The sequence below is a fragment of the Streptomyces sp. NPDC021224 genome (assembly GCF_044332905.1).
GTDB lineage: Bacteria > Actinomycetota > Actinomycetes > Streptomycetales > Streptomycetaceae > Actinacidiphila.
Window position 1 is genome coordinate 1 of record NZ_JBIRPW010000021.1, and the last position, 24,342, is coordinate 24,342.

Annotated in this window: 21 protein-coding genes, 1 other RNA gene and 1 pseudogene; 13 read left to right on the top strand and 10 right to left on the bottom strand. The window is 72.1% G+C overall.

All coding sequences use genetic code 11. From position 1 onward, the window contains the following. Positions 1–84: 84 nt before the first annotated feature. The 4 genes from ACH4PY_RS33100 to ACH4PY_RS33115 all read left to right on the top strand — a co-directional run bounded on the left by ACH4PY_RS33100 (position 85) and on the right by ACH4PY_RS33115 (position 4,886). On the top strand, positions 85–3,486 hold the full coding sequence (locus ACH4PY_RS33100; protein WP_398191646.1) for a hypothetical protein: 3,402 nt from the start codon (positions 85–87) through the stop codon (positions 3,484–3,486). Between the two features lie 3 nt (positions 3,487–3,489). Further along, positions 3,490–4,161: a hypothetical protein gene (locus ACH4PY_RS33105; protein ID WP_398191649.1), complete on the top strand. Its 672-nt coding sequence runs from the start codon at positions 3,490–3,492 to the stop codon at positions 4,159–4,161. 152 nt (positions 4,162–4,313) lie between these two features. After that, a complete protein-coding gene (locus tag ACH4PY_RS33110) occupies positions 4,314–4,607 on the top strand; it encodes a hypothetical protein (RefSeq protein ID WP_398191652.1) in 294 nt (97 codons plus the stop codon). Between the two features lie 153 nt (positions 4,608–4,760). Then, positions 4,761–4,886 carry a hypothetical protein gene (locus ACH4PY_RS33115; protein WP_398191655.1) on the top strand — a complete coding sequence of 42 codons (126 nt, stop codon included), beginning with the start codon at positions 4,761–4,763 and terminating at the stop codon, positions 4,884–4,886. A 415-nt stretch (positions 4,887–5,301) separates the two neighbouring features. Here ACH4PY_RS33115 and ACH4PY_RS33120 read toward each other — a convergent pair whose 3' ends face one another. The 3 genes from ACH4PY_RS33120 to ACH4PY_RS33130 form a co-directional block, all read right to left on the bottom strand. Next, positions 5,302–5,706: a hypothetical protein gene (locus tag ACH4PY_RS33120; protein WP_398191658.1), complete on the bottom strand. Its 405-nt coding sequence runs from the start codon at positions 5,704–5,706 to the stop codon at positions 5,302–5,304. Further along, complete coding sequence (locus ACH4PY_RS33125; RefSeq protein WP_398191660.1) at positions 5,703–5,972, bottom strand: hypothetical protein; 270 nt, start codon at positions 5,970–5,972, stop codon at positions 5,703–5,705. The genes ACH4PY_RS33120 and ACH4PY_RS33125 overlap by 4 nt, the downstream gene beginning before the upstream one ends. A gap of 460 nt (positions 5,973–6,432) precedes the next feature. After that, positions 6,433–7,980 (bottom strand): hypothetical protein, encoded by a 1,548-nt coding sequence (locus tag ACH4PY_RS33130; RefSeq protein WP_398191663.1) that lies wholly within the window; start codon positions 7,978–7,980, stop codon positions 6,433–6,435. Between the two features lie 323 nt (positions 7,981–8,303). Between ACH4PY_RS33130 and ACH4PY_RS33135 the strand changes: the two genes are divergently transcribed. The 5 genes and pseudogenes from ACH4PY_RS33135 to ACH4PY_RS33155 all read left to right on the top strand — a co-directional run bounded on the left by ACH4PY_RS33135 (position 8,304) and on the right by ACH4PY_RS33155 (position 12,137). Beyond that, the gene (locus ACH4PY_RS33135; RefSeq protein ID WP_398191667.1) at positions 8,304–9,362 is read left to right on the top strand and encodes an iron-siderophore ABC transporter substrate-binding protein; all 1,059 of its coding nucleotides are present in this window, start codon (positions 8,304–8,306) and stop codon (positions 9,360–9,362) included. A 70-nt stretch (positions 9,363–9,432) separates the two neighbouring features. Then, complete coding sequence (locus ACH4PY_RS33140; RefSeq protein ID WP_398191670.1) at positions 9,433–10,305, top strand: Nif3-like dinuclear metal center hexameric protein; 873 nt, start codon at positions 9,433–9,435, stop codon at positions 10,303–10,305. After that, positions 10,302–11,042 carry a zinc ribbon domain-containing protein gene (locus ACH4PY_RS33145; protein WP_398191939.1) on the top strand — a complete coding sequence of 247 codons (741 nt, stop codon included), beginning with the start codon at positions 10,302–10,304 and terminating at the stop codon, positions 11,040–11,042. The genes ACH4PY_RS33140 and ACH4PY_RS33145 overlap by 4 nt, the downstream gene beginning before the upstream one ends. A gap of 38 nt (positions 11,043–11,080) precedes the next feature. After that, positions 11,081–11,722, top strand: a pseudogene (locus ACH4PY_RS33150) (histidine phosphatase family protein); the annotation flags it as partial. A gap of 37 nt (positions 11,723–11,759) precedes the next feature. Next, entirely contained in the window at positions 11,760–12,137 is a 378-nt protein-coding gene (locus ACH4PY_RS33155; protein WP_398191673.1) for a hypothetical protein, read from the top strand. Positions 12,138–12,149: 12 nt separating this feature from the next. Here the strand turns inward: ACH4PY_RS33155 and eda are convergent, their stop codons facing one another. Both eda and yaaA read right to left on the bottom strand, forming a co-directional pair. Next, the gene (gene eda / locus ACH4PY_RS33160) at positions 12,150–12,767 is read right to left on the bottom strand and encodes a bifunctional 4-hydroxy-2-oxoglutarate aldolase/2-dehydro-3-deoxy-phosphogluconate aldolase (RefSeq protein ID WP_398191676.1); all 618 of its coding nucleotides are present in this window, start codon (positions 12,765–12,767) and stop codon (positions 12,150–12,152) included. A gap of 380 nt (positions 12,768–13,147) precedes the next feature. Next, entirely contained in the window at positions 13,148–13,924 is a 777-nt protein-coding gene (gene yaaA / locus ACH4PY_RS33165; RefSeq protein ID WP_398191679.1) for a peroxide stress protein YaaA, read from the bottom strand. An 87-nt stretch (positions 13,925–14,011) separates the two neighbouring features. Between yaaA and rnpB the strand changes: the two genes are divergently transcribed. Both rnpB and ACH4PY_RS33175 read left to right on the top strand, forming a co-directional pair. Next, positions 14,012–14,415, top strand: an RNA gene (gene rnpB, locus ACH4PY_RS33170) — RNase P RNA component class A. Positions 14,416–14,511: 96 nt separating this feature from the next. Continuing rightward, positions 14,512–15,534, top strand: coding sequence for an LLM class flavin-dependent oxidoreductase (locus ACH4PY_RS33175; protein WP_398191682.1), 1,023 nt, complete (start codon positions 14,512–14,514; stop codon positions 15,532–15,534). Positions 15,535–15,543: 9 nt separating this feature from the next. On the opposite strand, the gene ACH4PY_RS33180 is transcribed toward ACH4PY_RS33175, so the two are convergent. Further along, positions 15,544–16,494, bottom strand: coding sequence for a LysR family transcriptional regulator (locus ACH4PY_RS33180; protein WP_398191685.1), 951 nt, complete (start codon positions 16,492–16,494; stop codon positions 15,544–15,546). A 173-nt stretch (positions 16,495–16,667) separates the two neighbouring features. Between ACH4PY_RS33180 and ACH4PY_RS33185 the strand changes: the two genes are divergently transcribed. Further along, entirely contained in the window at positions 16,668–17,924 is a 1,257-nt protein-coding gene (locus tag ACH4PY_RS33185; protein WP_398191688.1) for an MFS transporter, read from the top strand. Between the two features lie 158 nt (positions 17,925–18,082). Here ACH4PY_RS33185 and ACH4PY_RS33190 read toward each other — a convergent pair whose 3' ends face one another. Together ACH4PY_RS33190 and ACH4PY_RS33195 are read right to left on the bottom strand one after the other, a co-directional pair. After that, positions 18,083–18,595, bottom strand: a complete 513-nt coding sequence (locus tag ACH4PY_RS33190; RefSeq protein WP_398191691.1) for a hypothetical protein — start codon at positions 18,593–18,595, stop codon at positions 18,083–18,085. 15 nt (positions 18,596–18,610) lie between these two features. Then, positions 18,611–20,047, bottom strand: a complete 1,437-nt coding sequence (locus ACH4PY_RS33195) for a helix-turn-helix domain-containing protein (RefSeq protein WP_398191694.1) — start codon at positions 20,045–20,047, stop codon at positions 18,611–18,613. A 131-nt stretch (positions 20,048–20,178) separates the two neighbouring features. Here ACH4PY_RS33195 and ACH4PY_RS33200 point away from each other — a divergent pair, with 131 nt between their 5' ends. After that, positions 20,179–20,412: a hypothetical protein gene (locus ACH4PY_RS33200; protein WP_398191696.1), complete on the top strand. Its 234-nt coding sequence runs from the start codon at positions 20,179–20,181 to the stop codon at positions 20,410–20,412. 159 nt (positions 20,413–20,571) lie between these two features. Here ACH4PY_RS33200 and ACH4PY_RS33205 read toward each other — a convergent pair whose 3' ends face one another. Together ACH4PY_RS33205 and ACH4PY_RS33210 are read right to left on the bottom strand one after the other, a co-directional pair. After that, entirely contained in the window at positions 20,572–21,504 is a 933-nt protein-coding gene (locus ACH4PY_RS33205; protein ID WP_398191699.1) for a hypothetical protein, read from the bottom strand. Between the two features lie 271 nt (positions 21,505–21,775). After that, entirely contained in the window at positions 21,776–23,959 is a 2,184-nt protein-coding gene (locus ACH4PY_RS33210; RefSeq protein ID WP_398191702.1) for a serine/threonine-protein kinase, read from the bottom strand. Positions 23,960–24,342: the final 383 nt, after the last annotated feature.

The following is a 24,342-nucleotide window of genomic DNA, read 5'->3' on the forward strand; positions in this document are numbered from 1 at the left end:
ACCGCGGGGAAGACGGCGTCCGCGCACGACATCACGGCGGCGACCGCTGCTCCGCCGGACACGTCCGCGGCCAGGGACAAACAGGTGGTGCCGCTCCACCCGGATCAGCCCCCCGGGAATCCCGGTGCGCCGTCTGCTGCTGATGCGGCCCCTGTTCCGCAGCCGGCGGCGGTGACGGATTTCTCGCCGGGGCCGAAGCAGACCGATGAGCAGATGAGGTCCGCGGACGTCACCGACGACCAGCTCGCCCGCAGCAACGAACCCGACTTCACCGGTGCGCTGAAGGACAAGAAGCAGGCAGATGCGCACTCGGCCACCGCGCCGGGCAGGGCGCGGGGTGCGGAGAAGCAGCAGATCGCCGCGGCCAAATCCGGGGCTGCGGCCTCCGGTGCGCACGCGATGGCGCAGCTGACGGCGACGCGGCACGCGGCGGGGAAGGCGGTGGACTCCGGCAAGGGCGGGGCGAAGTCGAGGGACGAGTCGCGCCGGGCGGAGGCCACGGCCCGGCTGCAGAAGGTCTTCGACGCCACGAAAAGGGACGTCGAAGCGATTCTGTCGGGCCTGGACAAGAAGGTCGATGCGCAGTTCTCCGCGGGGGAGGCGAAGGCGCGGGCGGCGTTCGAGACGGATCAGAAGGCCCGGATGTCCGCGTACAAGCACAAGCGGTACGGGGGTTGGCTGGGCGGGGCGAAGTGGGCGAAGGACAAGCTGCTGGGGATGCCGAAGGAGGCGAACGACCTCTTCCAGATCTCCCGGCAGGTCTACGTCACCCAGATGCAAGGCGTCATCTCGTCGGTCGCCGACACCATCGGCACGGACCTGGGTGCGGCGAAGTCGCGGATCGCGAAGGGCCGTGCGGACCTCACGGCGGAGGTGAACAGGCTCCCCGCGGACCTGAAGAAGTACGGCCAGGACGCGGCGAAGGACTTCGCGGGCAAGTTCGACGACCTCGAGTCCGAGGTGGACGACAAGTCCAAGGAGCTCGTGCAGACCCTGGCGACGAAGTACACGCAGGCGCTGCACAAGGTCGACGAGGAGATCAAGAAGCTCCAGGACGCGAACAAGGGCCTGGTGTCCAAAGCGGTCGGGGCGATCGCGGGGGTGATCAAGACCATCACGGAGCTGAAGAACCTCCTGATGGGCATCCTCGCCAAGGCCGCCACCGCCATCAGCAAGATCATCAAGAACCCCATCGGGTTCCTGAACAACCTCGTCCACGCCGTCGGCGCGGGCCTGAAACTCTTCCTCGCCAACATCGCCGACCACCTCAAAAAAGGCCTGGTGTCCTGGCTGCTGGGCACCGCGGTCAAAGCCGGACTGAACCTGCCCGCCTCCTTCGACCTCAAGGGCATCATCCAGCTCATCACCGGCCTGCTCGGCCTGACCTGGGCCAACATCCGCGCCCGCATCACCGCCAAGGGCATCCCCGACCAGGCCATGACCGAGGTCGAGAAATCCGTGCCCGTCGCCCAGAAGCTCGCGAAGGAAGGCCCGGCCGGGGTCGAGCAGGAGATCGTCAAGGACGTCGGCGACCTCAAGGCGACCATCCTCGGCAAACTCACCTCCTACCTGATCCCGACCGTCATCATCGCCGGCATCACCTGGATCCTGTCCCTCCTCAACCCCGCGTCCGCGTTCGTCCGCGCGGTCAAGGCGATCGTCGACATCGTCTCCTTCGTCATCAACCAGGGCGCCCAGGTCGTCGAGTTCGTGCAGGCCGTCCTCGACGCCGTCATCGCCATCGCGAACGGCGGCACCGCCGGCGTCCCCAAAATGGTCGAAACAGCCCTCGCCGCCGCCATCCCCACCCTCCTCGGCCTCCTCGCCTCCCTCCTCGGCATCGGCAACCTCGCATCCAAAGTCAAATCCGTCTTCCACGCCGTCGCCAAACCCGTCAACCGCGTCATCGACAAAATCGTCGGTTTCATCGTCAAAATCGGCAAGAAGATCTGGGCGAAGCTCAAATCCAAGCTCAGCAAGAAGAAGGGGGGACACAACAGCAAGGGCAAAGACACACCCGAGAGCAAACAGCAGCGCCTCACCAAGGGGCTTGCCGCAGCCCGGTCCGCTGCCCAGCGACTGAACAGAAGCGGTCGGTTCAGCAGAGCAGCCCTTCGCACAGTTTTTGCGGCGATCAAGACCCGCTACGGAATGACAACTTTGGAACCGATCGCACGGGGGACCAGTTGGTCTGCCCGTGGAACGGTGAATCCCACCGGCGAGATCGGACTTGACGTTGACAACTCTGAAGCCGGCGATAACGATCAAGATACGCAGGATCCATCAGACGCGCACTACCTCGAAATGATCCGCGGCGCGTTGCCCAAACACGCCGAAAAATTCTCCCGAGAGGCGCAGGAGTCATGGAACAAAACCCTGCGGGAAGTCGAGGTCGACGAAACACCGGTATGGAGCGAGCCACCCGTTCAACTTGCCGGCCTTCCGTCGGACGCCGCAACACTTATCAATAATCAAGAAATCTTGAAGCAGCTACTCGGCTATTTCAAGGAGAAGTCCCGAAAGAGAAGTCCCAATGGCGCCCCCTCGGACACCCCTGCAGACACGGGCAATTTCTACAACCACGCCTTCAGGACAGGCGGCCCACTGCGTGAGAAAATGCTGCTGGCATTGGGTAATGCCGCACTGCAGGAACTCAAGGAGCCGAGCGACGACCGCTCGACGGATGCCACGAACCAAGTCAACACCATGCAGTACGGAGTAGCCTCGGGTTCGTTCGGAAAGTTCGCACCGTTACCCGGATCCGGTCCCGGGGCGAACAAGGAGCTCGAAGCCATGGTCACCACAAAGGGGGGAATCATTGGGTTTCTCCGCTTCGTCGCCACCGAAAGTTCGGAATGGAATACGAAAGTTTTTGACCTGTGGATGAAACACAAGCCCTCCAAAGAGTATCTGATGAGCCTGTTCCGGGAGGCAGACTCCGGCAAGCACGAATGGATTCCCACCGATTACATCCCGGCCGTTCTCTTACGCGCCATGAGTCATCTCACTCAGGGAGACAAGCTCGAAGCGGCTCGCTGGGTGGCGTTGCACCACGCCCTGCGATCAAGGACCGAGCAGGTAATCTGGGCCATTGAAGGCGTATCACCTAAGGGCCATTCCGGCGCCCTCTGGGAGCAGTACGTCAAGGACGGAAAGACCAAGTACAAATTCACCCTGACCAACGGCCAGGAAGCTTTCCACAACCAACTGCGCAGCATCTTCGACCAGCACCACGGCAGCGCTCTGCAGTACGTGAACGTCCTGCGAGGGCGACTCAAAGACGCTGACAACCCCCTGATCTGGAACGGTCGCCTCGACCGACACGACCCACAATTCCTCGACAAGCCGGTCGCCGCGCTCGTCAAGACGGCTGTCGGCATAATGGAGTTGACCGTCCGGGAGTTTGCCGTTGAGCAAGAGATGAACTTCGACGACATCATGACCGATCTTGACGAAGCCGACGAAACCGTACAAGAGGTGAGCTGAAAGATGTCATTCCTCGAACCTCAGATTGAGCGGGCTGTTCAACGCCGACTGAAGAGGAATCCGCCCTTCGGCGACGCCGACATCGCCCAGATCGAGGCCTTGGCCGTCCTCTTCCCGCGCGATCTCGGCGACCTCGCCCGTTTCCCCATGCTGAGGACGCTGAACGTGATCGGGTACGGGGGACGCGACCTCTCTGTGCTCGCTGGCCACCCGCGGTTGGCGTCGCTTTCCATGCGGTTCAGCGCTCTCGCCGATGTGAGCGCGGTGCCGACGCTTCCGTCGATCCGCCGCCTCAAGATTCCCCTCAACGCTATCGAGGACATCTCCCCCCTGCGGTCCGGGTCAACGAAGCTACGCGAAGTCGACCTCGTCGGCAACCCACTCCTCGAGGAGAGCTATCGCGAAGTGGTGCCCGAACTTCGGCAGCAAGCAACGGAAACCGTGAACGTCTCCGAAGAGCGAGAGTGGAAGATCACTCGCAAGCTATACGCTATCGGACTACCGTTCGACTATTTCCGGCAGGGTGACACCTACCTCCTGTGTCGGCCCGGGCTGGAGTTCACCAACACGCCCGACGCAGGTCACCTGGAAATCGCCCCAGCCGATCTGGAGGAAGTCCTTCAACGAGGCCCGGAGGAAGTCCGCAGGCTGTTCATCACGAAAGCGGACCACTGAGTTTGTCGCTGGGATGTCGGGTGGGGGCTGACGGGGCATGACGGTCGCGTATTCCGGTTGATGAGGTATCCGCTGGGTGGTGGTTTTGACACCTGAACGGTGTCCCATAATTGATCTCTGAATGGGCTCGGGTGTGGTCGTGCCCTGTGAGGGTGGGTCGTCTGTCCGGCGAGGGCGACGTTGCACATGCGGGCGAAGACGTGCTCGACGCGGGCGCGGACCAGCGGTGGCTTGCGGTGTACATCGTGGATGTCGACCGCCGTCCACGCGAAGATCCTCTCGCGTTCGTTCAGCTTTGCGGCGCGGACGGTCAGCGGCTCGAAACCCACTTGGTGGCTGACCGAGTGATGCAAAACCCTGAGACTTTGCCTCACGTCCTCAAGGCAAACAGGCATCAGCGTCGAAAAGACTTAATTCGCGCGACGCTACGGAACATGAACTCGTGATGTCGGTTGACTCGTGGTGACGGCGTCAGGGTCCGAGACCGCCGGCTGTTAGCGGCTCGGGTTCAAGACTCTGGCTGCAACCATCGCCGCGGCGAGATTCACTTCGACGTCATCTCTCCATGAGCAGACCTCCAGCCATGAGAGGTAGCCGCCTTGCACGAAGACCAGGACCTCGCCAGGGCACTCGCCGGTTTCCGTGAACAGCTGCATGTCGGCAGCCACGACGGTGCCGGGCCCGTTGGCGCGGGCTCCACCGCATCGACGTCGATGTCGAAGTAGGTAGTGCCGCACCCGCACTCACAGCGGGATCGCATGCTGAGTCGGGGCACCTGCCGTCGGAGGGCGACGTGAACGGGCTCGTCCTGGTTCAGGACGAGGTCAAGCACGTCGACTACGTCCTCGGGCAAGCTGTCAGTCATGCCGCCACCGTAGCTGACCAGCAGCTTTGGTCTTCGATCAATGTCGGGGCCGTCGACCCCACGCTCACAGGTCCAGGGCCGGGTCGGTGCCGGCGATGCAGCCGTCGATGGCCTCCGGTCGGTTCCGCGGCATCGTCAGTTATCGACTGCCCTGCCTCGTCTTCCAAGACGAGGCAGGTATTTGCGCCTGGCCGCGGTGCGCCTGCCCGCGGCCAGGTCTCCTTCCTCACCTCGACCGCGTCGTCATCGCGCTCGATACGCTCCACGGCAAGTAGTCAGATTTGTTGGACGGTGATGCGGGGGTAGTCCGCGAGGAGTTTGGTGAGGTCGTCGGTGTCGGAGGTGAAGACGATCACCGCGCCGGGTTGGTCGAGGGCGGTGACGGCCAGGAACGTGTCGATGACGTATTTGTGGCCGTGCATGCCTGTCGAGCGGCGGAGGGATTGGGCGGCTCGGGCCTGGTCCGCTCCCAGGGGGTGGATCACCAGGCGGGAGGTGAGCCAGTTCCAGCGGGGCTGGGGGATGCGGCCGTCGTCGGCCTCGACCACCGTCATCGGGGTGATGACCACCGGGATGCCCTCGCGGCGGGCGTCCTCGATCAGGGCCAGGACGGAGCGGTCGGCCCGCACCGCTTTGGACAGGGCCTCGCTGTCGAAGACGTAGACGAACGGTGAGGTCACGCGGCTCCTCGTCGGTCCGCCGCGAGTTGGGCGGCAATGCGGGCCTGGGCTGCCTCGCGGACGTGGCGGGCCTCGGCCAGTTCCTCGTCCGTCACCGCGCCGTGCTCCTCCTGGAGCCAGTCCGACAGCTCGCCCAGACGGTCGATCCGGTCCTGGTGGACCAGGGCGTCGGTGACGTAGGACGACAGCTCGCGCTCCCCGACCCGTTCGCGGATCGACGCGAGCAGCTCCTCCGGGATGGTGACCGTCACGCGCTTCATCGTCATACTTCGAATCATACTCTCGCATGGTGATGCTGCCCGGCTTCGGCGCCTCAGGACTCCGCCGGGCGGCGGTGGCGGCCTGGGGTGGGTGGGGGGTTGGGGGGCGGGGACTCCGGGGAGGCGGGGCCGCGGTGGCGGCCCGGCGGGGGTGAGGGGTCGTGCGGGTCGGTGCTGGTGGATGCGGTGGCGTCGGACAAGGTCGAACTCCCCGTGGTGTGTCGGCGGCGCCGGAGACGAGCGAGCAGCGATGACGCGTCCGCGTGCTCACGTTGCGTCCCCCGATGCGCAACGGCGAGCGTTGAGCTTATCTCCGGGTGGGCGGGCGGGAGTGGCCGGCCCCCCGGCTCTCCTTCTGCCGCCCGTGGTTGCCCTGGGCCGCCCAGCTCCTCCCATCGCACCCTCGCCGTCACCGCCCGTGGGTGGGGTGCCCAGCGGGCGGGGTCGGCCGCCGGTGCCGTGCGGCTCATGACGCGCGGACCGCGGCGAGCGGTGCCTGCTGGAGCGGCAGTACGGCCCAGGTCCGGCGTACCGGCAGCGCCCTCCCGTACTCCCCGGCGGAGGCGGAGGCGGCCCCGGGCGCAAGCGCCCCCGGCGAAGGGGCCCGGCCCCCACCGCCCCCCACGGGCAGCAGCACCCGGCCTCCGGCGCACCCGGCGAAGGCCCTCGTCCCCCGGGAGCCCGCCGACACGCACGGCGTGGCCCCGAGTACGGCTCCCCCGGCGAGAGCCGCGGCCCCCTCCGCCGAACCCCCTCGCCCCAACGCCCGCCGCCCCGCGGCGCCTTGCCCTGCTCCCCCGCCGGAGGTCCCGGCACCCGGCGGCTCCACCGGCGCGGTGCCCGTCGCGGCCTCCCAGGCCGGCGCCACCACCCCCCAGCTCACCGGCGGCTCGTACGCCGCCAGCCCCCACACTCCCGCGGCCCCTCCCGCCGCGCCCGGCGAATCTCCCGCGCTCTCCGTGAGCCCCGGCTGCCCCACCGCGTACGGCAGCTTCAGCTCGTCCCGCGGCAGCCACACCCCCGCCGCCCCCAGCCAGCCCACCGGCGAGGCCCGCCAGTGGAGGCGGCGTTCGCCGGGGCGCCACAGCGCCAGCGACTCCGCGCCGCCGGGGACTTCGGCGCGGAAGGCCACCACGGAGGCCTCGGGGGCGAGGATGAGGCCGGGCTGGGCGGCGACGGGTGTGAGCTGGACGCCGGGGACGCGCAGGGCGTCGGGGAAGCGCACGGGGTGGTGGCTGCCGAGGACACCCCAGCCGAGCCGGGCCTCTCCGGGCGCGTCGCTGCGCAGCACCAGCAGCCCGCTGTCGGGCTCGGCGAGCAGCAGCCGGTCGTCGCTGTCGTCGGTGATCTGGAGCAACGGGCTGGTGCGCCCGGTGCCGAGGTCGGCGGCCACCGCCTTGGTGCGGCCGCCGAGTTCGCGGTCGAGGACGAGCAGCCGTCCGGCGCGGTCGAGCCAGACGCCGCCGGTGCAGCGGCCCTCGACGGTCAGGACGGGCTGCGGCCCCTGCCCGTCCGTGGTGCCGTGGACGCGCCACACGCGGGTACGGCAGGTGGCCGCGTCGTACGCGAGGGCGTAGGCGACGGGCGGGGAGGCGGGGACGGGCGGCAGCAGCCGTACGTCGTCGCCGGTCAGCGAGCCGACGGGCTGCTCGGCGGTCTCCGGGCCGGAGGGGTGGAGCAGGACGAGGTCCCAGTGGTCGGCGACGCGGCGGCGGACGAGCACCCGCCCGTCGGCGAGCGGCAGCGTCTCGGTGCCGGGTTCCTCGGGCTGCCGTCCGGGCAGCGGTACGGCGTAGGGCTCGGGCCCGCCGAGGGTCCAGCGCTCGACGAGCAGGCCGCGGCCGGTGCCGTCGGACGTGACGCTCTCGGCGAGGCAGGCCGCGTACGAGCCGTCCGCGGCGATCGTGAACCCGGTCCGGCGCACGGTCCGCAGCAGCACGTCGGCCGCCGCTCCCGCGGCGCCGCCGCCCGCGGCCCGCAGCGTGCTCATCGCTCCCACAGCTGTGACGGTCATGTGTGTCGTCCACCTCCGGCGCAAGACCGTAGTTTTCGCACTTCCGGGCGATCAACGCGACTGGGGGCCATTCACCCGTAAGGGTGTCGCCGTGCACGATTCGCCCGCGGGGCGTACGCGGGTGTGCAAAACGGCGCTCAGCCGGACGGAGCGGCCGCAGGCCCGGAAAACGGGGGTGGGTGTAGGACGCACCCACGGATGAGGTTAGGCTCACCTAAGACTGTGTTTGAGCTTTGAACCACCAGCGGGGCCACGCCCACCGCGCACGGCCCCGCGCACCTCACAGCCACGCCCACGCACACCCACGCACCAGGAGTCCCGTCATGTCCCACCGGCGCCGCCGTACCACCACCGCCGCCGTCGCTCTCGCCGTCGCCGCCGGGCTCGCCCTCGCCGCGTGCGGCGGTTCCTCCGACGACGGCGGGAAGGGGTCGGGCGGCGCGGACGCCGCCGCCAAGGACAAGCAGGCGGTCGCCAAGGGCGGCAAGGACTTCGGCTCCGCGGGCGACAAGACCGCCGAGATGGGCACGGACGCCAAGCCCGGCCAGTGGCCGCGGACGGTCAAGCACGCGATGGGCACGACCGTGATCCCGAAGCAGCCCACCCGGGTCGTCGTCCTCGACGTCGGCGAGCTGGACAACGTCGTGTCGCTCGGCGTCAAGCCGGTCGGCTACGCGCCCACCGAGGGCTCACCCGCGCTCCCGTCATACCTGAAGAAGGACGGCGGCAGCCCGAAGAACATCGGCACGATCAACAACCTCAACCTGGAGGCCATCGCGGGCCTCCACCCGGACCTCATCCTGGGCAGCCAGCTGCGCGCCGCCACGCAGTACAAGGCGCTGGAGAAGATCGCGCCGACCGTCTTCTCCGTCCGGCCCGGCTACACCTGGAAGCAGAACTACCTGCTCAACGCGGCCGCGCTGGACAAGACCGCGCAGGCCGAGGCGAAGCTCACCGAGTACGACGGCAAGATCAAGGCGCTGGACGCGGCGCTCGGGGCGAAGAAGCCCGTCGTGTCGATGGTCCGCTACATGCAGGACGGCAAGACGCGGCTGTACGCGAACCAGTCCTTCATCGGCACGATCCTGAAGGACGCGGGCATCCCGCGGCCCAAGAACCAGGACATCGACGACCTCGCCGCCGAGATCTCCGCGGAGAACATCGACAAGGCGGACGCGGACTACATCTTCACCGGTGTCTACGGCGACCCGAAGACGACGGACATGGCGCGGGCGCAGGCGAACCCGCTGTGGAAGAACCTGCGCGCGGTCAAGGCCGGGCACGCCTTCGACGTCCCGGACGAGACCTGGTACCTCGGGCTCGGCGTCACGGCCGCCGACCTGGTCGTCGCCGACCTCCAGCACTACCTGACGGCGTCCTGAGGGCCGCCCGGCCCGCACTCCCTCCCGCCGCGGGAGGCTTCGGCGCCCTCTGCGGGTAATCTTCCTAGACGTGCCACGTCTATCCGACCTCATCGACGCCCTCGACGCCCTGTGGCCGCCGGCCACGGCGGAGAGCTGGGACGCCGTCGGGCTGGTGTGCGGCACCCCGGAGGCGCAGGTCTCCCGGGTGCTGTTCGCCGTCGACCCCGTGCAGGAGGTCGTGGACGAGGCCGTCGCCGCGGGCGCCGACCTGCTCGTCACCCACCACCCGCTCTACCTGCGCGGCACCACGAGCGTCGCGCCCGTGGGCCCCGCCGGTTTCAAGGGCCGGGTGGTGCACGACCTCATCCGCAACGGCATCGCGCTCTACGTGGCGCACACCAACGCAGACCGCGCCGACCCCGGCGTCTCCGACGCGCTCGCCTCCGCCGTCGGGCTGCGGGTGACCGGGCCGCTCGTGCCGGACCCGGCCGACCCGGCGGGGCGCCGCGGGCTGGGCCGGATCGGCGTGCTGGACGAGCCGCTGAGCCTCGCCGAGTTCGCCGCGCAGGCCGCCCGCGGGCTGCCCGAGACGGCGACCGGGCTGCGGGTGGCCGGCGACCCGGCGGCCCCGGTCCGTACCGTCGCGGTGTGCGGCGGCTCCGGCGACAGCCTGTTCGCGCAGGTGCGGGCCGCGGGCGTGGACGCGTACCTGACCGCCGACCTGCGGCACCACCCCGCCTCCGAGGCGCGCCAGGCCGCGCCGCTCGCGCTGATCGACGCCGCGCACTGGGCCACCGAATGGCCGTGGTGCCCGCAGGCCGCCCGCGAGGTGGACGCGCTCGCCGAGCGGCACGGCTGGGCGCTCAGCACCCAGGTCTCGTACGCCGTCACCGACCCGTGGACGGCGCACGCACCCTCCGCTTCTCCCGTCCCTTCCAGCAGCCCAGGAGCCCCCCGCTGAACGCCGAGCCCGCCGACCAGATCCGCCTTCTCGAAGTCCAGGCCCTCGACGCGCGCATCGCGCAGCTGGACCACAAGCGCAAGACCCTCCCCGAGCACGCCGAACTCGAACGCCTCGGCGCCGACCACGCGCAGCTGCGCGACCTGCTGGTGGCCGCGCAGACCGAGGAGAGCGACACCGCCCGCGAGCAGACCAAGGCGGAGCAGGACGTCGACCAGGTCCGCCAGCGGGCCACGCGCGACCAGCAGCGGCTGGACTCCGGCGCGCTCGGCGCGAAGGACCTGGAGAACGTGCAGCGCGAGCTGGCCTCGCTCGCCAAGCGGCAGTCCGACCTGGAGGACGTCGTGCTCGACGTCATGGAGCGCCGCGAGGCCGCGCAGCAGCGCGCCGCGGAGCTGGGCGGCCGGGTCGGGGCCGTGCAGTCCGAGACGGCGGCGGCCGAGGCCCGCAAGACGGAGGCGCTGGAGGCCATCGACGCGGAGGGCTTCACCGTCGCCAAGGAGCGCGAGGTGCTCGCCTCGGCCGTGCCCGACGACCTGATGAAGCTCTACGACAAGCTGCGCGCGCAGGGCGGCGGCGTCGGCGCCGCCCGCCTCTACCAGAAGCGCTGCGAGGGCTGCCGGCTGGAGCTGAACATCACCGAGCTGAACGAGGTGCGCGCCGCCCCCGCGAACCAGGTGGTGCGCTGCGAGAACTGCCGCCGCATCCTGGTGCGCACCGCCGACTCGGGCCTGTAGGACCGGTGACGGCGCCGGAGACGGGGGCGGCCTCCGGCGCCGGGCCCGACCTCGGGGCGCCCACCGTGCTGCTGCTGCTCCGGCACGGCGAGACCGCGCTGACCGCCGGGCGCCGCTTCTCCGGGAGCGGCGGCGCGGATCCGGCGCTGTCGGACCGCGGACGTGAGCAAGCGGAGCGCGCGGCACGGGCGTTGGCGTCCGCGCGGCCGCCGGTGGACGCCGTCGTGTCCTCGCCGCTGGCCCGCTGCCGGGAGACCGCCGCGGTGGCCGCGGGCCGGCTCGGTCTGCCGGTGACCGTCGAACCGGGGCTGCGCGAAACGGCGTTCGGGACGTGGGAGGGCCTGACCTTCGCCGAGGCCCGCGAACGCGACCCGGCCGCGCTGGACGCCTGGCTCGCCTACCCCGCCGCCGCGCCGCCCGGCGGGGAGAGCTTCGCCGACGTCGCCGCCCGCGTCACCGCGGCCCGCGACACGCTGCTGGCCGCGCACCGCGGGCGTACGGTCCTGGTGGTCAGCCATGTCACACCGCTGAAGACCCTGCTGCGGCTCGCGCTCGGCGCCCCGCACGAGGCGCTCTTCCGGATGGACCTCGCCCCGGCGTCGCTGTCGGCGATCGCCTGCTACGCGGACGGCAACGCGACCGTCCGCCACCTCAATTCCACCGCGCATTTGACGCCTTGACCGTGCACAGCGGACGGCACGGGGTCACAATGACCGCGTGGACGGACCAGACGGGGACGCGCGGGAGGGCTCGCCCGACCGCGCAGGAATAGACCGGCTCATGGAGCCGCTGCGGACGAACATGCCCGCCGACGGCGACATCAGCTTCGAGGGCATCCGCGGGATGGGCAACCCCGTGCCCCTGCTGGTGCAGAACGACGGCACCAGCGTGCTCCAACTGTGGCTCGAACCCTTCGGCCAGGACTACTGGCTGAACCCCGGCGAGTCGGTGTACGTCACCTCGTACGGCATGTGGAACGGCCACCCGTTCGAGGTGGTCCACGAGGAGGACTGCATCACCGTGTGGGCGACCTCGTGGTTCGCGACGGTCTCCGACATGGCCGGGGCCGAATTCCCGGCGGGCAGCCGGAGTTAGCCCACCGCGGCCTCACGGCGCGAGGGCGGCCGCCTCCTTGGCGAGGGCGGTGACGCCCTCCCAGTCGCGGGCGGCGAGCAGATCCTGCGGGATCATCCAACTGCCGCCCACGCAGGCGACGTTCGGGAGCTTCAGATACTGCGGGGCACGGGCCGCGTCGATCCCGCCGGTCGGGCAGAAACGGGCCCGCGGCAGCGGCGAGGCCAGCGACTTCAGGAAGGGCGCGCCCCCGGCCGGCTCCGCCGGGAAGAACTTCATGTCCGTGATGCCACGCTCCAGCAGGTTCAGCACCTCGGAGGCCGTGGACACACCCGGCAGATACGGCAGCCCCGTCCCGCACATCGCGTCCAGCAGCGCGTCCGTCCACCCCGGGCTCACCAGGAACCGCGCCCCGGCCGCGGTCGCCGCCGCCGCGTGGTCCGGCGTGAGCACCGTCCCGGCCCCCACGACCGCGCCGGGCACCCCGAGGGCCACCGCCTGGATCGCCTCCAGCGCGGCGGGCGTCCGCAACGTGATCTCGATCGCCCCGAGCCCCCCGGCGAGCAGTGCTTGCGCGAGCGGCACGGCGTCGTCGGCGTCCTCGACGACGACGACGGGTATCACGGGGGCGAGGCCGAACACGGAATCCATGCGCTTATCCTGACCGGCGGGTCCATCCCGTGCAACGCGCGTTGCACAGGGCGCAACACCACGATGCCTGGTTCTTGCCACCTGGCGTGGCAGGTCGCCTTTCGCCCCGGCGGGGGCTGAGCGCTCCGTTCTCCCCCAGAGCTTCGCCTGGGAGGTGCCCCCACGCGCCCCTGGGTGGTTGCCACGGGCGGTGGCAGCTCGCCTTTCCCCCGGTGGGGGCTGAGTGCTCCGTTCTCCCCCAGAGCTTCGCCTGGGAGGTGCCCCCACGCGCCCCTGAAAAACGGGGCCCCCGCAAGGCCAGCTCCCGCAGGGGTTCGCGCATGCCGCGCAGGGCACCTCCCAGGCGAAGCTCTGGGGGAGAAGGGCGAGCCCGGCGGGGGCTATAGCTCGGGGACGAGGATGTCGAAGCGGGGGCCGTCTGTCTCGACGGTGAAGCCGAGGTCGCGGAGGTCGGAGGCGAGGGCCTCCCGCGTGCGGGGGCGGGCGCCGGCGGAGAGCAGGGACCGCACCACGCGGCCCTTCGTCGCCTTGTTGAAGTGCGAGACGACCGTGCGCCGCTCGACCCCGTCCACGACGGTGACCTGGAGCACCCGCACGGCCACCGTGCGGTCCGCGACGTCCCCGCGGGGGCGCCACGCCGCCGCGTACGCCGACGAGCGCAAGTCGAGCACGAGCCCGCCCCCCGCTGCCTCCGGCAGCACCCGCTCCAGGTGCGGCTTCCAGTACGCGGCGAGCCCGCCTGCGCCCGGCAGCCGTACGCCCATGGAGCAGCGGTACGCGGGGATGCGGTCGGCAAGGCGTACCGCGCCCCACAGGCCGGAGAAGACCAGCAGGGACTGCCCGGCGCGGCGCTTGGCGGCGGTGTCGAGGGTGGCGAGGCCGAGCGCGTCGTAGAGGACTCCGGTGTAGAGCCGTCCGGCGGGCACCGCGGGGGCGGTGCGCAACGCGGCGTTGCGGGCGATCTCGCCGCGCAGCCCGGGGGTGAGGCCGAGGATGTCCGCGGCCTTGTCCTCGTCGCCTTCGCACAGCGTGATCAGCTCGTCGAGCACGGCCGCGCGGGGTGCGGTGAGCGCGGGCAGCGACAGCTCGTCGAGTGCGAGCGGGCGCCCGCGGACGGCGCCGGTCTTCCCCTCCGACGGCGGCAGCAGGACGAGCACGGTTTCTCCTTCGCGCGGTGCGGTCGCCGCCAGCCTACGCGGCCTGAGCAGGGGCGCCTGATCCACTAGGATGGCGGGTACGGCAGACGAGCCGGGCGGACGGTCGCGTCGGGATCCTCGGATCCCGCCGAGGAAGGTCCGGGCTCCACAGGGCAGGGTGATGGCTAACGGCCACCCGGGGTGACCCGCGGGACAGTGCCACAGAAAACAGACCGCCGGGGATCTCGGTCCCCGGTAAGGGTGAAACGGTGGTGTAAGAGACCACCAGTGCCCAGGGTGACCTGGGCAGCTAGGTAAACCCCACCCGGAGCAAGGTCAAGAGGACGGTGCGGGAACGTACCGTCCGCGCGGACGTTTGAGGGCTGCCCGCCCGAGTCCGCGGGTAGACCGCACGAGGCTGTCGGCAACGGCAGCCCTAGATGGATGGCCGTCGCCCGGGCCGCCGCGAGGCGCCCGGTGCACAGAACCCGGCCTACAGCCCGGCTCGTCTGCCGCCCTCTCCCGTTCCCTGCCGGGGCGGGGCCAGGGGCCCGGCGCGGCTCCGGTGATTGAGGAATCAACCAACTGGCGGAGGTGTTGTCCCGCTCATGAAACGCATCGGCTTCCTGTCCTTCGGCCACTGGTCCGACACTCCCCACTCGCAGACGAGAACCGCCTCGGACGCGCTGCTCCAGGCCGTCGACCTGGCGGTGGCGGCGGAGGAGCTCGGGGCCGACGGCGCGTACTTCCGGGTGCACCACTTCGCCCGGCAGCTGGCCTCGCCCTTCCCGCTGCTGGCGGCGATCGGGGCGCGGACGTCGCGGATCGAGATCGGCACGGGCGTCATCGACATGCGCTACGAGAACCCCCTCTACATGGCCGAGGACGCCGGCGCCGCCGACCTCATCTCCGGCGGGCGGCTCCAGCTCGGCGTCAGCCGTGGTTCACCGGAGCAGGTGATCGACGGGTGGCGCTACTTCGGGTACGGGCCCGCCGAGGGCGAGACCGAGGCGGACATGGCCCGCAAGCACACCGAGGTGCTGCTGGAGGTGCTGCGCGGCAAGGGCTTCGCGCAGCCCAACCCGCGGCCGATGTTTCCCAACCCGCCGGGGCTGCTGCGGGTCGAGCCGCACGCGGAGGGGCTGCGGGACCGCCTGTGGTGGGGCGCGGGCTCGAACTCCACCGCGGTCTGGGCCGCCGGGCTCGGCATGAACCTGATGAGCTCGACGCTCAAGAACGACGAGGGCGGCGCGCCCTTCCACGTCCAGCAGGCCGCGCAGATCCGCGCGTACCGGCAGGCGTGGGCCGAGGCGGGCCACGACCGCGAGCCGCGCGTCTCGGTGTCGCGCAGCATCTTCGCGCTCACCGACGACCGGGACCGGGCGTACTTCGGCCGTGACGGCGACAGCGCCGACCACGTCGGCTACATCGACGCCGACACGCGCGCGGTTTTCGGCCGTACGTACGCGGCCGAGCCGGACGTGCTGGTCAAGCAGCTCGCCGAGGACGAGGCGATCGCGGAGGCGGACACGCTGCTGCTCACCGTGCCCAACCAGCTCGGCGTCGACTACAACGCCCATGTGCTGGAGAGCATCCTCACGCACGTCGCCCCGGCGCTCGCCTGGCGCTGACCCGGTCCGTCAGCGCGGCACCGTCCACGGCGGGGTCCACGTCCCCGGCCCCGAGTGGGCCGGGACGGTGGCGGCCAGGTGGGTGCGCAGCAGTGGCAGGGCGGGGTGCGGGTTGTCGCGGTGCCACAGCAGGGCGTGCGGGTAGACCGGGCTGGGGTCGGTGACCGGGACCAGGCGCAGGCCGCGGGGGGCGAGGGTGGCGGCCCGCGGCACCCGGGGCAGCGCGAACTCGCCCATGAACGTGGCCAGTTCGGGGTTGCCGACGATGGTGTCGAGCAGCGCGTCGGAGCCGAAGTTGGGACCGGTCGCCTCGATCGTGAGGCCGAACCGCGCGATCAGGTCGTCGTAGTAGGCGCCCCACTCCGTGCCGGGGGCGAGGCCGGGCATCCAGATGCGGTGCCCGGCCAGTTCGGCGAGCGGCACCGACGGGGCGTCCGCGAGGGCGTGGGCGGGGCCGGTCAGCAGGTGCAGCGGCTCGTCCAGCGCACGGGCGTACGCGATGTCGTCGGGGAGCGGATGACCGGGCGCGACGACGGCGCGGAAGGTCGCGTCGAGGGTGCCCGCGCGGATCGCGGCGACGGCCTCCTCGATCCCGAACAGCATCACCACGTCCAGCTCGATCCCGGGGTGCGCCTGGTGGAAGGCGCGCATCGTGCCGGACGCGGCGCTGCGCGAGGCCATGATGTCGACGCGCAGCGGGCGGCTGCCGGCCCGCACGGACGCCGCCGCGCGTTCGGCGGCGCGCAGCAGCTCGCGTGCGTGCGGCAGGAACGCCTGCCCGTCGACGGTGAGCTGGGCCCCGCGCGGGGTGCGGGTGAACAGCCGGACGCCGAGGCCGCGCTCCAGGGCGGCGATGCGCTTGGAGACGGCCTGCTGGGTGAGCGACAGCTCGGCTGCGGCCTCCTGGAAGCGCCCCGCGTCGGCCGCGGCGACGAAGGTCCGGACGGTGTCGAGGTCCATGCCGCCAGCCTAGGGACACAACCGCGGGTTGTGGCCCGGCGGCCTCGCGGTTGTTTGCGCGCCGTCGTCGGCGCCCGCTTGGATGACGCGGGTCGCGGACCGGACGGGCAGGCCGGCCGCGCGTCCGCCCGCCGCAGGCCGGGCGGCACCGGCATGCGCGGAAGGCGGGACGGATGGGCACGACGGGGGCGGCGGGCGGAAGCGGCGGTCAGCGGCTGGGGCGGCGGTTCGCCTGGCTGTGGGGGGCCTACGGGACGAGCGCACTCGGCACGTGGCTGGCGTTCGGCGCCTTCCCGCTCATCGCCATCCGGGTGCTGCACGCCGGGCCCGCCGAGGTCGCCGCGCTGTCGGCGACCGGCGCGGCGGTGGGGGCGGCGGTGGCGGTTCCGCTGGGGCCGTGGGTCGAGTTCCGCCGCAAGCGGCCGGTGCTGGTGGCGCTGGACCTGGTGCGGTGCGGGGCGCTGCTGACCGTCCCGGTGGCCTATGCGCTCGGGGCGCTGACCTTCGTGCAGCTGCTGGCCGTGTCGGTCGTGGTCGCCGCTGCGGACATCGGCTTCCGCACCGCCTCGGGCGCCTACCTCAAGACGCTGCTGCCGCCCGAGCATCTGCTCACCGCCAACGCGCGCTTCGAGTCGACGGCGTGGTCGACCACGATCGTCGGGCCGCCGCTGGGCGGCGCGGCGATCGGGCTGCTCGGGCCGGTGGCGACGGTGGTCGCCGACGCGGCGAGCTACCTGCTCTCCGCGCTGGGCATCCGCGCGAGCGGACGCGGCGGCGACGAACCGCGCCCCGACCGCGGAAAGATCCCCCGGACCCGGGCGCGCGACCTGCTCGACGGCTGGCGCTACATCCTCGCCGACCCGGCGCTGCGCCCGCTGTTCTTCTGCGCCGCCCTCTTCAACGCCCTGGTGATGGCCGCCGAACCGCTGCTGGCCGTGCTGATGCTGGGCCGTCTCGGCTTCACCCCGTGGGAGTACGGGCTGGCCTTCGCCGCGCCCTCGCTCGCGGGCCTGCTCGGCTCGCGGCTGGCCCGGCGCCTCGTGACGCGCTTCGGGCAGCACCGGGTACTGGTCGGCTCCGGCACGTTGCGCGCGCTGTGGCCGGTGGGCCTGGCCTTCATCGGGCCGGGAGCGGGCGGGCTGGCGCTGGTGATCGGGGTCGAGCTGGGGCTGATCTTCTGCTGCGCGGTCTTCAACCCCGTCTACGCCACGACCCGTCTGGAGCGCGCCGCCCCCGACCGGGTCGCCCGCATCCTGTCCGCGTGGGCGGTGACGACGAAGGCCTCGACGGCGCTGCTGACCGCGGTGTGGGGTGTGCTGGGCGCGCTCGTCGGCCCGCGCCCGGCGCTCGCGCTGGCCGGGGTGCTGGTCCTGGCGACCCCGCTGCTGCTCCCGCGCCGCGAGCCGGAGCCCGTGCCCGTACCGGCGTGAGGCCTTCGGCGGGCGGCCCTCGGCGGCGGGACTCAGCGAGTGGGCGGCCCTCGGCGGCGGGACTCAGCGAGTGGGCGGCCCTCGGCGTCGGGGCTCAGCGAGCGGGGGGCCCTCGGCGTCGGGGCTTCAGCGGGCGGGCGGCCCTCGGCGTCGGGGCTTCAGCGGGCGGGCGGCTGCGCGCGGGCGGCGCCGGGCGGCCACACCACGTCCACCGGTATGCCCAGGGCACGGGCCTCCAGGACGGTGTCGGCCGTGCCGCCGCCCCTGCCGGTGGGGGGCTCGCCGTTCCACACCGCGACCAGGCGCTGGGCGCGGCGCAGCAGGGCGCGGTTGGCGGTCTCGTACGCGCGCCGGTCGGCCGTGGCGTGGTCCATGACCTCGACCTCGGCCGCGGCGCCGAGCAGCCGGTCGAAGCGGGCGGCGTGCCCGGGGCCGACCTTGGCGGCGCGGTAGTCGCGGGAGGGGACGACGGCGACGAGCCGGCCGCCCGCGGCGAGCACGGCCTCGGCGAAGACGCTGTCGGCGCCCGCCGCGAGGCATGACACACCCGTCAACTCCGGTCCCGCGTAAGGGGCGAGGAGTCGGTCGAGGGCGGTCCGCACCAGCGGGACGGACTCCGGTGTGAGGTCCATGTGGCCGGTCACGGCCAGTGTCGCGCGCTGCGTCGCCATGGCGTTCGCTCCCCCTCAGTCGGCCAGTTGTTCGCGGAGCCTAGCGCGCACCTCCCGGACCGGCGCCGAGTGCCCGTAGCCGACGGTGCAGGAGTAGAGCCACTCCGCGCCCTCGCGGACCCGGCCGGAGCGCACACCGGACGCGGCGTCCACGGCGGCGTGCGCCTCCGCGACGGCGGCGTGCAGGTCGCCGAGCAGGAAGTAGGTCTCGGCCAGGCCCAGCCGGTCGAGGGCGACGGCCCGCCCGGCGCCCTCGCCGCGGGTGGCGAGCGCGTGCCGGATCTCCTGCCCGGCCCGCTCGGCGTGCTGGTGCGGGTCGTTGCGGGCGAGTTCGAGGTGCCGGCCGCCGGTGGTGCCCGCCAGTTCGGCCTCGTCGAAGTAGCCGATCCAGTACGGCTCCTGGCCGCCGCCGGACGTCACGGACAGCGCGTGCCGGGCCTGCTCGGTGGCGCGGGTGAAGGCGGCGGTACGGCCCATCGCGGCGAGCGCCCATGCCTCGCGGGTGTGCAGCATGGCGCGCAGCCGGGGTCCGGCGACCTCGCGGGAGCCGTCCTGCGCGAGCCGGATCAGCTCCAGCGCGTCCGACGGCCGCCCGGCGTAGAGGAGTTGGCGGGCCATGCCCGCGAGCACGTTGGCGCCCCACAGCCGGTCGCCCCCGGCGTGCGCGGCGCGCAGGCTGAGCCGGTAGTAGTCCTGGGCGCGGCGCTGGAGGCCGGAGTCCCAGGCCATGCCCGCCGCGGTGCCGGCCAGCAGGGCGAGCACCCGGTAGAGGCGCTCCTCGACGGCCGGTGCCTGGTGCTCGCTCAGCAGCGCGGTCACCTCGGAGAGCTGGCCGAGGACCGCGCGGCGCCGCAGCCCACCGCCGTAACTGTGGTTCCAGGCGCGGAACGCCCGTGCTGTCTCCTCCAGTTGGCCGATGTCGCGCAGTCCCAGGCGGCCCGGACGGACCCGTCGGCGGCCGGTCTCACCGGGGTGCATCCAGCCCTCCAGCGAATCGAGCAGGACGGGCCCGCTCATCGCGGTCGCGGCGAGCGCGCGGGCCAGCGCCCGGCGGTCCATCGCGAGGTCGGCGCGGGTGAGCCGGGCCGCCAGATCGACGGTCGCGGCGGCCTGCCACGGGGAGTCCACGCGCAGCGGCACCTCGGGGTCGGGCGCCGCCTGCGGTGCGCGGGCGCGCTCCCAGGGCCGGGAGGCCAGGCCGAGCAGATCGCCGGGGACGCGCAGGCCGTCGGCGATCCGCCGCAGCACCTCGATCGAGGTGATCTGGGCGCTGCCGGACATGATCGTCGAGACCTTGCCGGGCGTGAGGCCGCACGCGAGGGCGATCTTGTTCTGGGACATCCCCGCGTACTGCTTCAGCAGCCGGAAGGCGGCGGCGAAGTCGTGCTCACGCAGGGCGTGTCGGAGGTCCGGCCTGGCCAGGACGCCGGACGGGATGGGCGAGGGGCTCACGGTGTACTCGGCGCTTCCTCGTGTTCGTCGGGCTCGTGGAAGCCCGACTGGGGCTTCGTGCACGGGGGTTACCGCCTCGGGAACCCGGGACGGTACTACCCGCATTCGTCCCGCCCCACGACTCTGGGTACATGCCTGATCACGAGACGGCCCAGACGCTCGGCGCGCGCCGGGGTGCGCCCCCGGCCGCGCCACCCCGCGCACCGCGCCGCTGCGACCACTGCGGGCGGACCACCACCGAGTGGGCGGTACGCGAACGCGCCGACGACCGCGGCCCGGTGGAGCTGGTGTGGTGCCGTGACGCGCGGTCCTGCGGCGCCACCCGCCGCGCGTGCCGCACCCTGCCCCGTACCTGGGACAGGTGAGTTGAGCCGGGCCCCCGGCGGTTCGCCGTGCTGCCGGAGGCCCCGCCTGCGTGACCCGTGCTCCCCCGCGCCGGGTCACGCAGGCACCCATGCCCCGCGGGGGCGCCGGCCGACGCGTTTGGCCCGTTCCCCGCAGCCGGGGTGGTAGCGGGACCTGGCTCAGTCGTCCTTGCTGACGGCGTACCACAGGTCGAGGTTGCTCCGGAACAGCCGGCCCGGGTATTCCTCCCCGGTGTCGGGGACGGTGATCCGGACGTACGGGTGGTCGCCCTTGTCGACGGTCACCTTGCCGCCGCCGTACACCTCCGGCTTCTTCGCCGCGGCGGCCTTCAGCCGGCCCGCGACGGCGTCGGCGGTGTCCTCGTCCTTGGTGACCACGCACATCACCTCGGTGTTCTTGCCGCCGTCGTCCGCCTGGCCGAGCACGGTCAGCTGCACGTCCTCCTTGGCGCCGAGCGCGTTGAAGTCGGCGCGGTAGACGTCGCCGAGGCAGTCGGCGGCCCGCCCGTACTGCTCCGAGCCCGCGAGCGAGTCGCCCTTGCCGGGGTCGGCGGCCGTGAAGCCCGCGGCGCTCGTGGAATAGCGCACCTCGTCCTTGGTGACCAGGATCGTCAGGCCGCCGCCCTTGTCGCCCTTGGAGGTCAGGACGTCCGTGCCGTCCTTCTTCGCCACCGTCCAGCCGGCGGCCTTGAGCTTGGCGACAACCGCGGCCTGGTCGAAGTCGCCCTGCCAGACGCCGGATTCGCCGGTGTCGATCTCGTTCGCGATCTGCTCCGGCTTGAGCGTGTCGCCCCACGGCGGCCCCGCGTAGCTGTTGAGCAGCGCGCTCGGCGACACCGCCACGGAGCTGTAGCGCTTCTTGTCGGACGCGCTCAGCTTGCGCACCCGCTCCTGGTCGACGTAGGTCACCTGCTGTGACGCGGCGCTCTTCGGCAGGTGCCGCAGCGCCTTCTCCGTCGCCGAGCCACCGCCCGAGCCGGACGAGCAGCCGCTCACGGCGGCCGCGACCAGCACGACGGCGGCGAGCGCGGGGGCGCCGCGGACGACCGCGGGAACGAACGGGGCAGCGGATCTGTCAGGTCCTATGTGCATGACAGTGCAGCCTAGGGCCTGCCGCTTGGGTCTCCGTGGAGGAAGGAGCGGGGTCCGGTACTCCCCCAGAGCTTCGCCTGGGAGGTACCCCCAGCTGCAAGGCCGATGAGGGAGGCAACGCGGCGGGGGTCCCCCCATGGCGAAGCCTCCGGGGGGAGTTGTCGACCGACGACAACGCCGGGGGCACCTCCCGCCGAAGGCAGGCGGCAGATGTGCGTGCCGGGGCACGCGACGCCGCGGAGACCCAAGCGGCAGGCCCCAGGGGGAGTTGTCATTGCAGGGCGGCGATCGCCTTGCGTACGCGGGTCGCCAGTGCGTCGGGCAGCGGGCCGAAGCCGACGGCGGTGGCGTCCTGCGTGCCGGGGGTGCTCGTCGCGTACGTCAGGAAGGCCCGCAGCGTGGCGAGGGTTCCGGCGGTGTTGCCCTTCGCGCACACGACGGCGTAGCTGACGGCGGTGATCGGGTAGGCGCCGGGCGCGCTGCCGGTGTGGGCGGGGGCGAGTACGAGGTCGCCGCCGGGGCCGCCGCCAGCGGTCGCGTATGTGAGGAAGGCCGTGGCGGTGGCGGGGCCGACCGCCACCGGGTCGCCCGCGCCGGTCGCGATCCGCGCGGTGGCGAGCGGGTCGGCGGGGCCGGCGACGGTGTAGCCGATCGAGCCCGCGACCGTCCCGACCTCGTGCTCCTGGGCGATCGCGCCGGCGCTCCCGACACCGTTCCCGTCCGGCCACGAGCCGTCGGGGGTGTGGGTCCAGACGGATCCCGCGGCCGTGTGCAGATAGGTGGTCAGGGCCAGGGTCGAGCTGCTGTAGTCGGCGCGGTGGACGGCCCGGACCGCGGTGGAGGGGAGCGTGGCGTCCGGGTTGAGGCTGCCGATCGCCGCGTCGTCCCAGCGGGTGATGCGGCCGTCGAAGATCTTCGCGAGCGTGGTCGCGTCCAGGACCAGGTCCTTCACGCCGGGCACGTTGTAGACGACGGCGATCTGCGTGGCGGCGAGCGGCAGATCGACGGCCTGCCCGCCGTCCTGACTGTCGCAGCGGGCGCGCGACTGGTCGAGGCCCTTCTGGTCGAGCGGGGCGTCGTCCACCGCGAAGTCCGTCTGCCCGGACAGGAAGCTCGTGAGGCCCGCGTCCGGGCCCGTGCCGAGGTAGCCGACCGTGGCGCCGGGGCACCGCGCCTGGAAGCGCGTGGTCCACCGGTTCATGAGCGGGCCGACCAGGTTCGAGCCGCTCCCCCGGACGCCGCCCTGGGCGCCGGCGCAGGAGAAGGGGGCGGCGGTGGCGGTGGGGGACGCGCTCTTGCCGGGGCCGTCGGCCGAGGCGTGGTCGCCGCCGTGGTCACCGCCGTCGCGCAGGACGACCAGGGGTACGGTCACGGCCGCCGTGACCGCGAGCACGGCGCCGGTGACGACGGCCGCGGTGCGCTTCGGCCTGGGCCGCCGCGGGGCGGGGGCACCGGAGGCGGACGGTATATAAGGGGCGGGCGGTACGGGAGGGGCCGCGGGCCCGGGGGCCGCGTCGGGGCGGGTCACGTTGTCCGGTCGCGTCGGGGTGTCCCGGCGCGTCGGGGTGTCGGCGGGCGCGGGTACGGACGGGGACCCGGCGGGAGCGGCGGGTGCGGGTGCGCCGGAAGCAGGCGCCGGGGGCGCGGGCGGCTCGCCCGTGGGCGCCGACAGGGCGGTGAGCAGCTCCTCCACGGTGGGCCGGTCGGCGGGCTCCTTCGCCAGGCACCCCGCGACGAGGGGCCGCAGCGCGCCGGGCAGCCCCGTCAGGTCGGGGTCCTCGTGGACGACCCGGTAGCCGATGCCGTACGAGCCCTTCCCGTCGAAGGGGCCGTGGCCGGTCGCGGCGAAGACCAGCACGGAGCCGAGCGCGAAGACGTCGCCCTCGGGACCGACACCCCCGGTGCGCAGCTGCTCGGGGGACATGTAGCCGGGCGTGCCGATGACGACGCCGGTCGTGGTGAGCGGGGCGGCGGTGACGGCGCGGGCGATGCCGAAGTCGATGACGCGCGGGCCGTCGTCGGCGAGCAGCACGTTGCCGGGCTTGAGGTCGCGGTGGACCAGGCCCGCGCGGTGGATGTCGCGCAGCGCCTCGGCGAGCCCGGCGGCGAGCCGCCGCAGGGCGTACAGGCTGAGCGGCCCGGCGGACGTGACGTGCTGGTGCAGCGAGGGGCCGGGGACGAAGAGGGTCGCGAGCCAGGGCTGCTCGGCGTCCGGGTCGGCGTCCACGACCGGGGCGGTGAAGGCCCCGCTGACCCGCCGCGCCGCCTCGACCTCGTGCCGGAAGCGGACCCGGAAGCCCTCGTCCGTGACCAGCTCCGGCCGGATGACCTTGACCGCGAGCCGCCGCCCGGACACCGAGCGGCCGAGGAAGACCACGCCCATGCCCCCGGCGCCCAGCCTGCGCTCCAGCCGATAGCCGCCGATGGACGACGGATCCCCCTCCTGCAGCGTCACCGTGCGTTCCCTCCCCTGTCCTCGGCGCAGCACCAGGATAGGGACGCCGGACCCACCGGGTCGCCTTCCCGGAAGACGGGCGACTTGTCCGTTTTACCGGTTAAGGCATAAATGACTTCTTCAGGAAGTTAAGAACTTATTCATGCGATAAGGCTGCGGAATACCTCGCGGCCGGAACGTGACGCGCGGCACAGGACGCACATCACTTACTACCCCGCTTAGTGGATTACCGCCCCCTCCCCCGGGCCCATTTCCCACGGAGTACCCGGACCGACCCGGCACGCTCTCTACTAGGCCGCTTAGAACACCAGGTAATTGTCGCGTCAAATTCCAGCTGATAGCAATGTGCTCGCCGCAGCGCACCGCAATCGAAATGCGGGTCG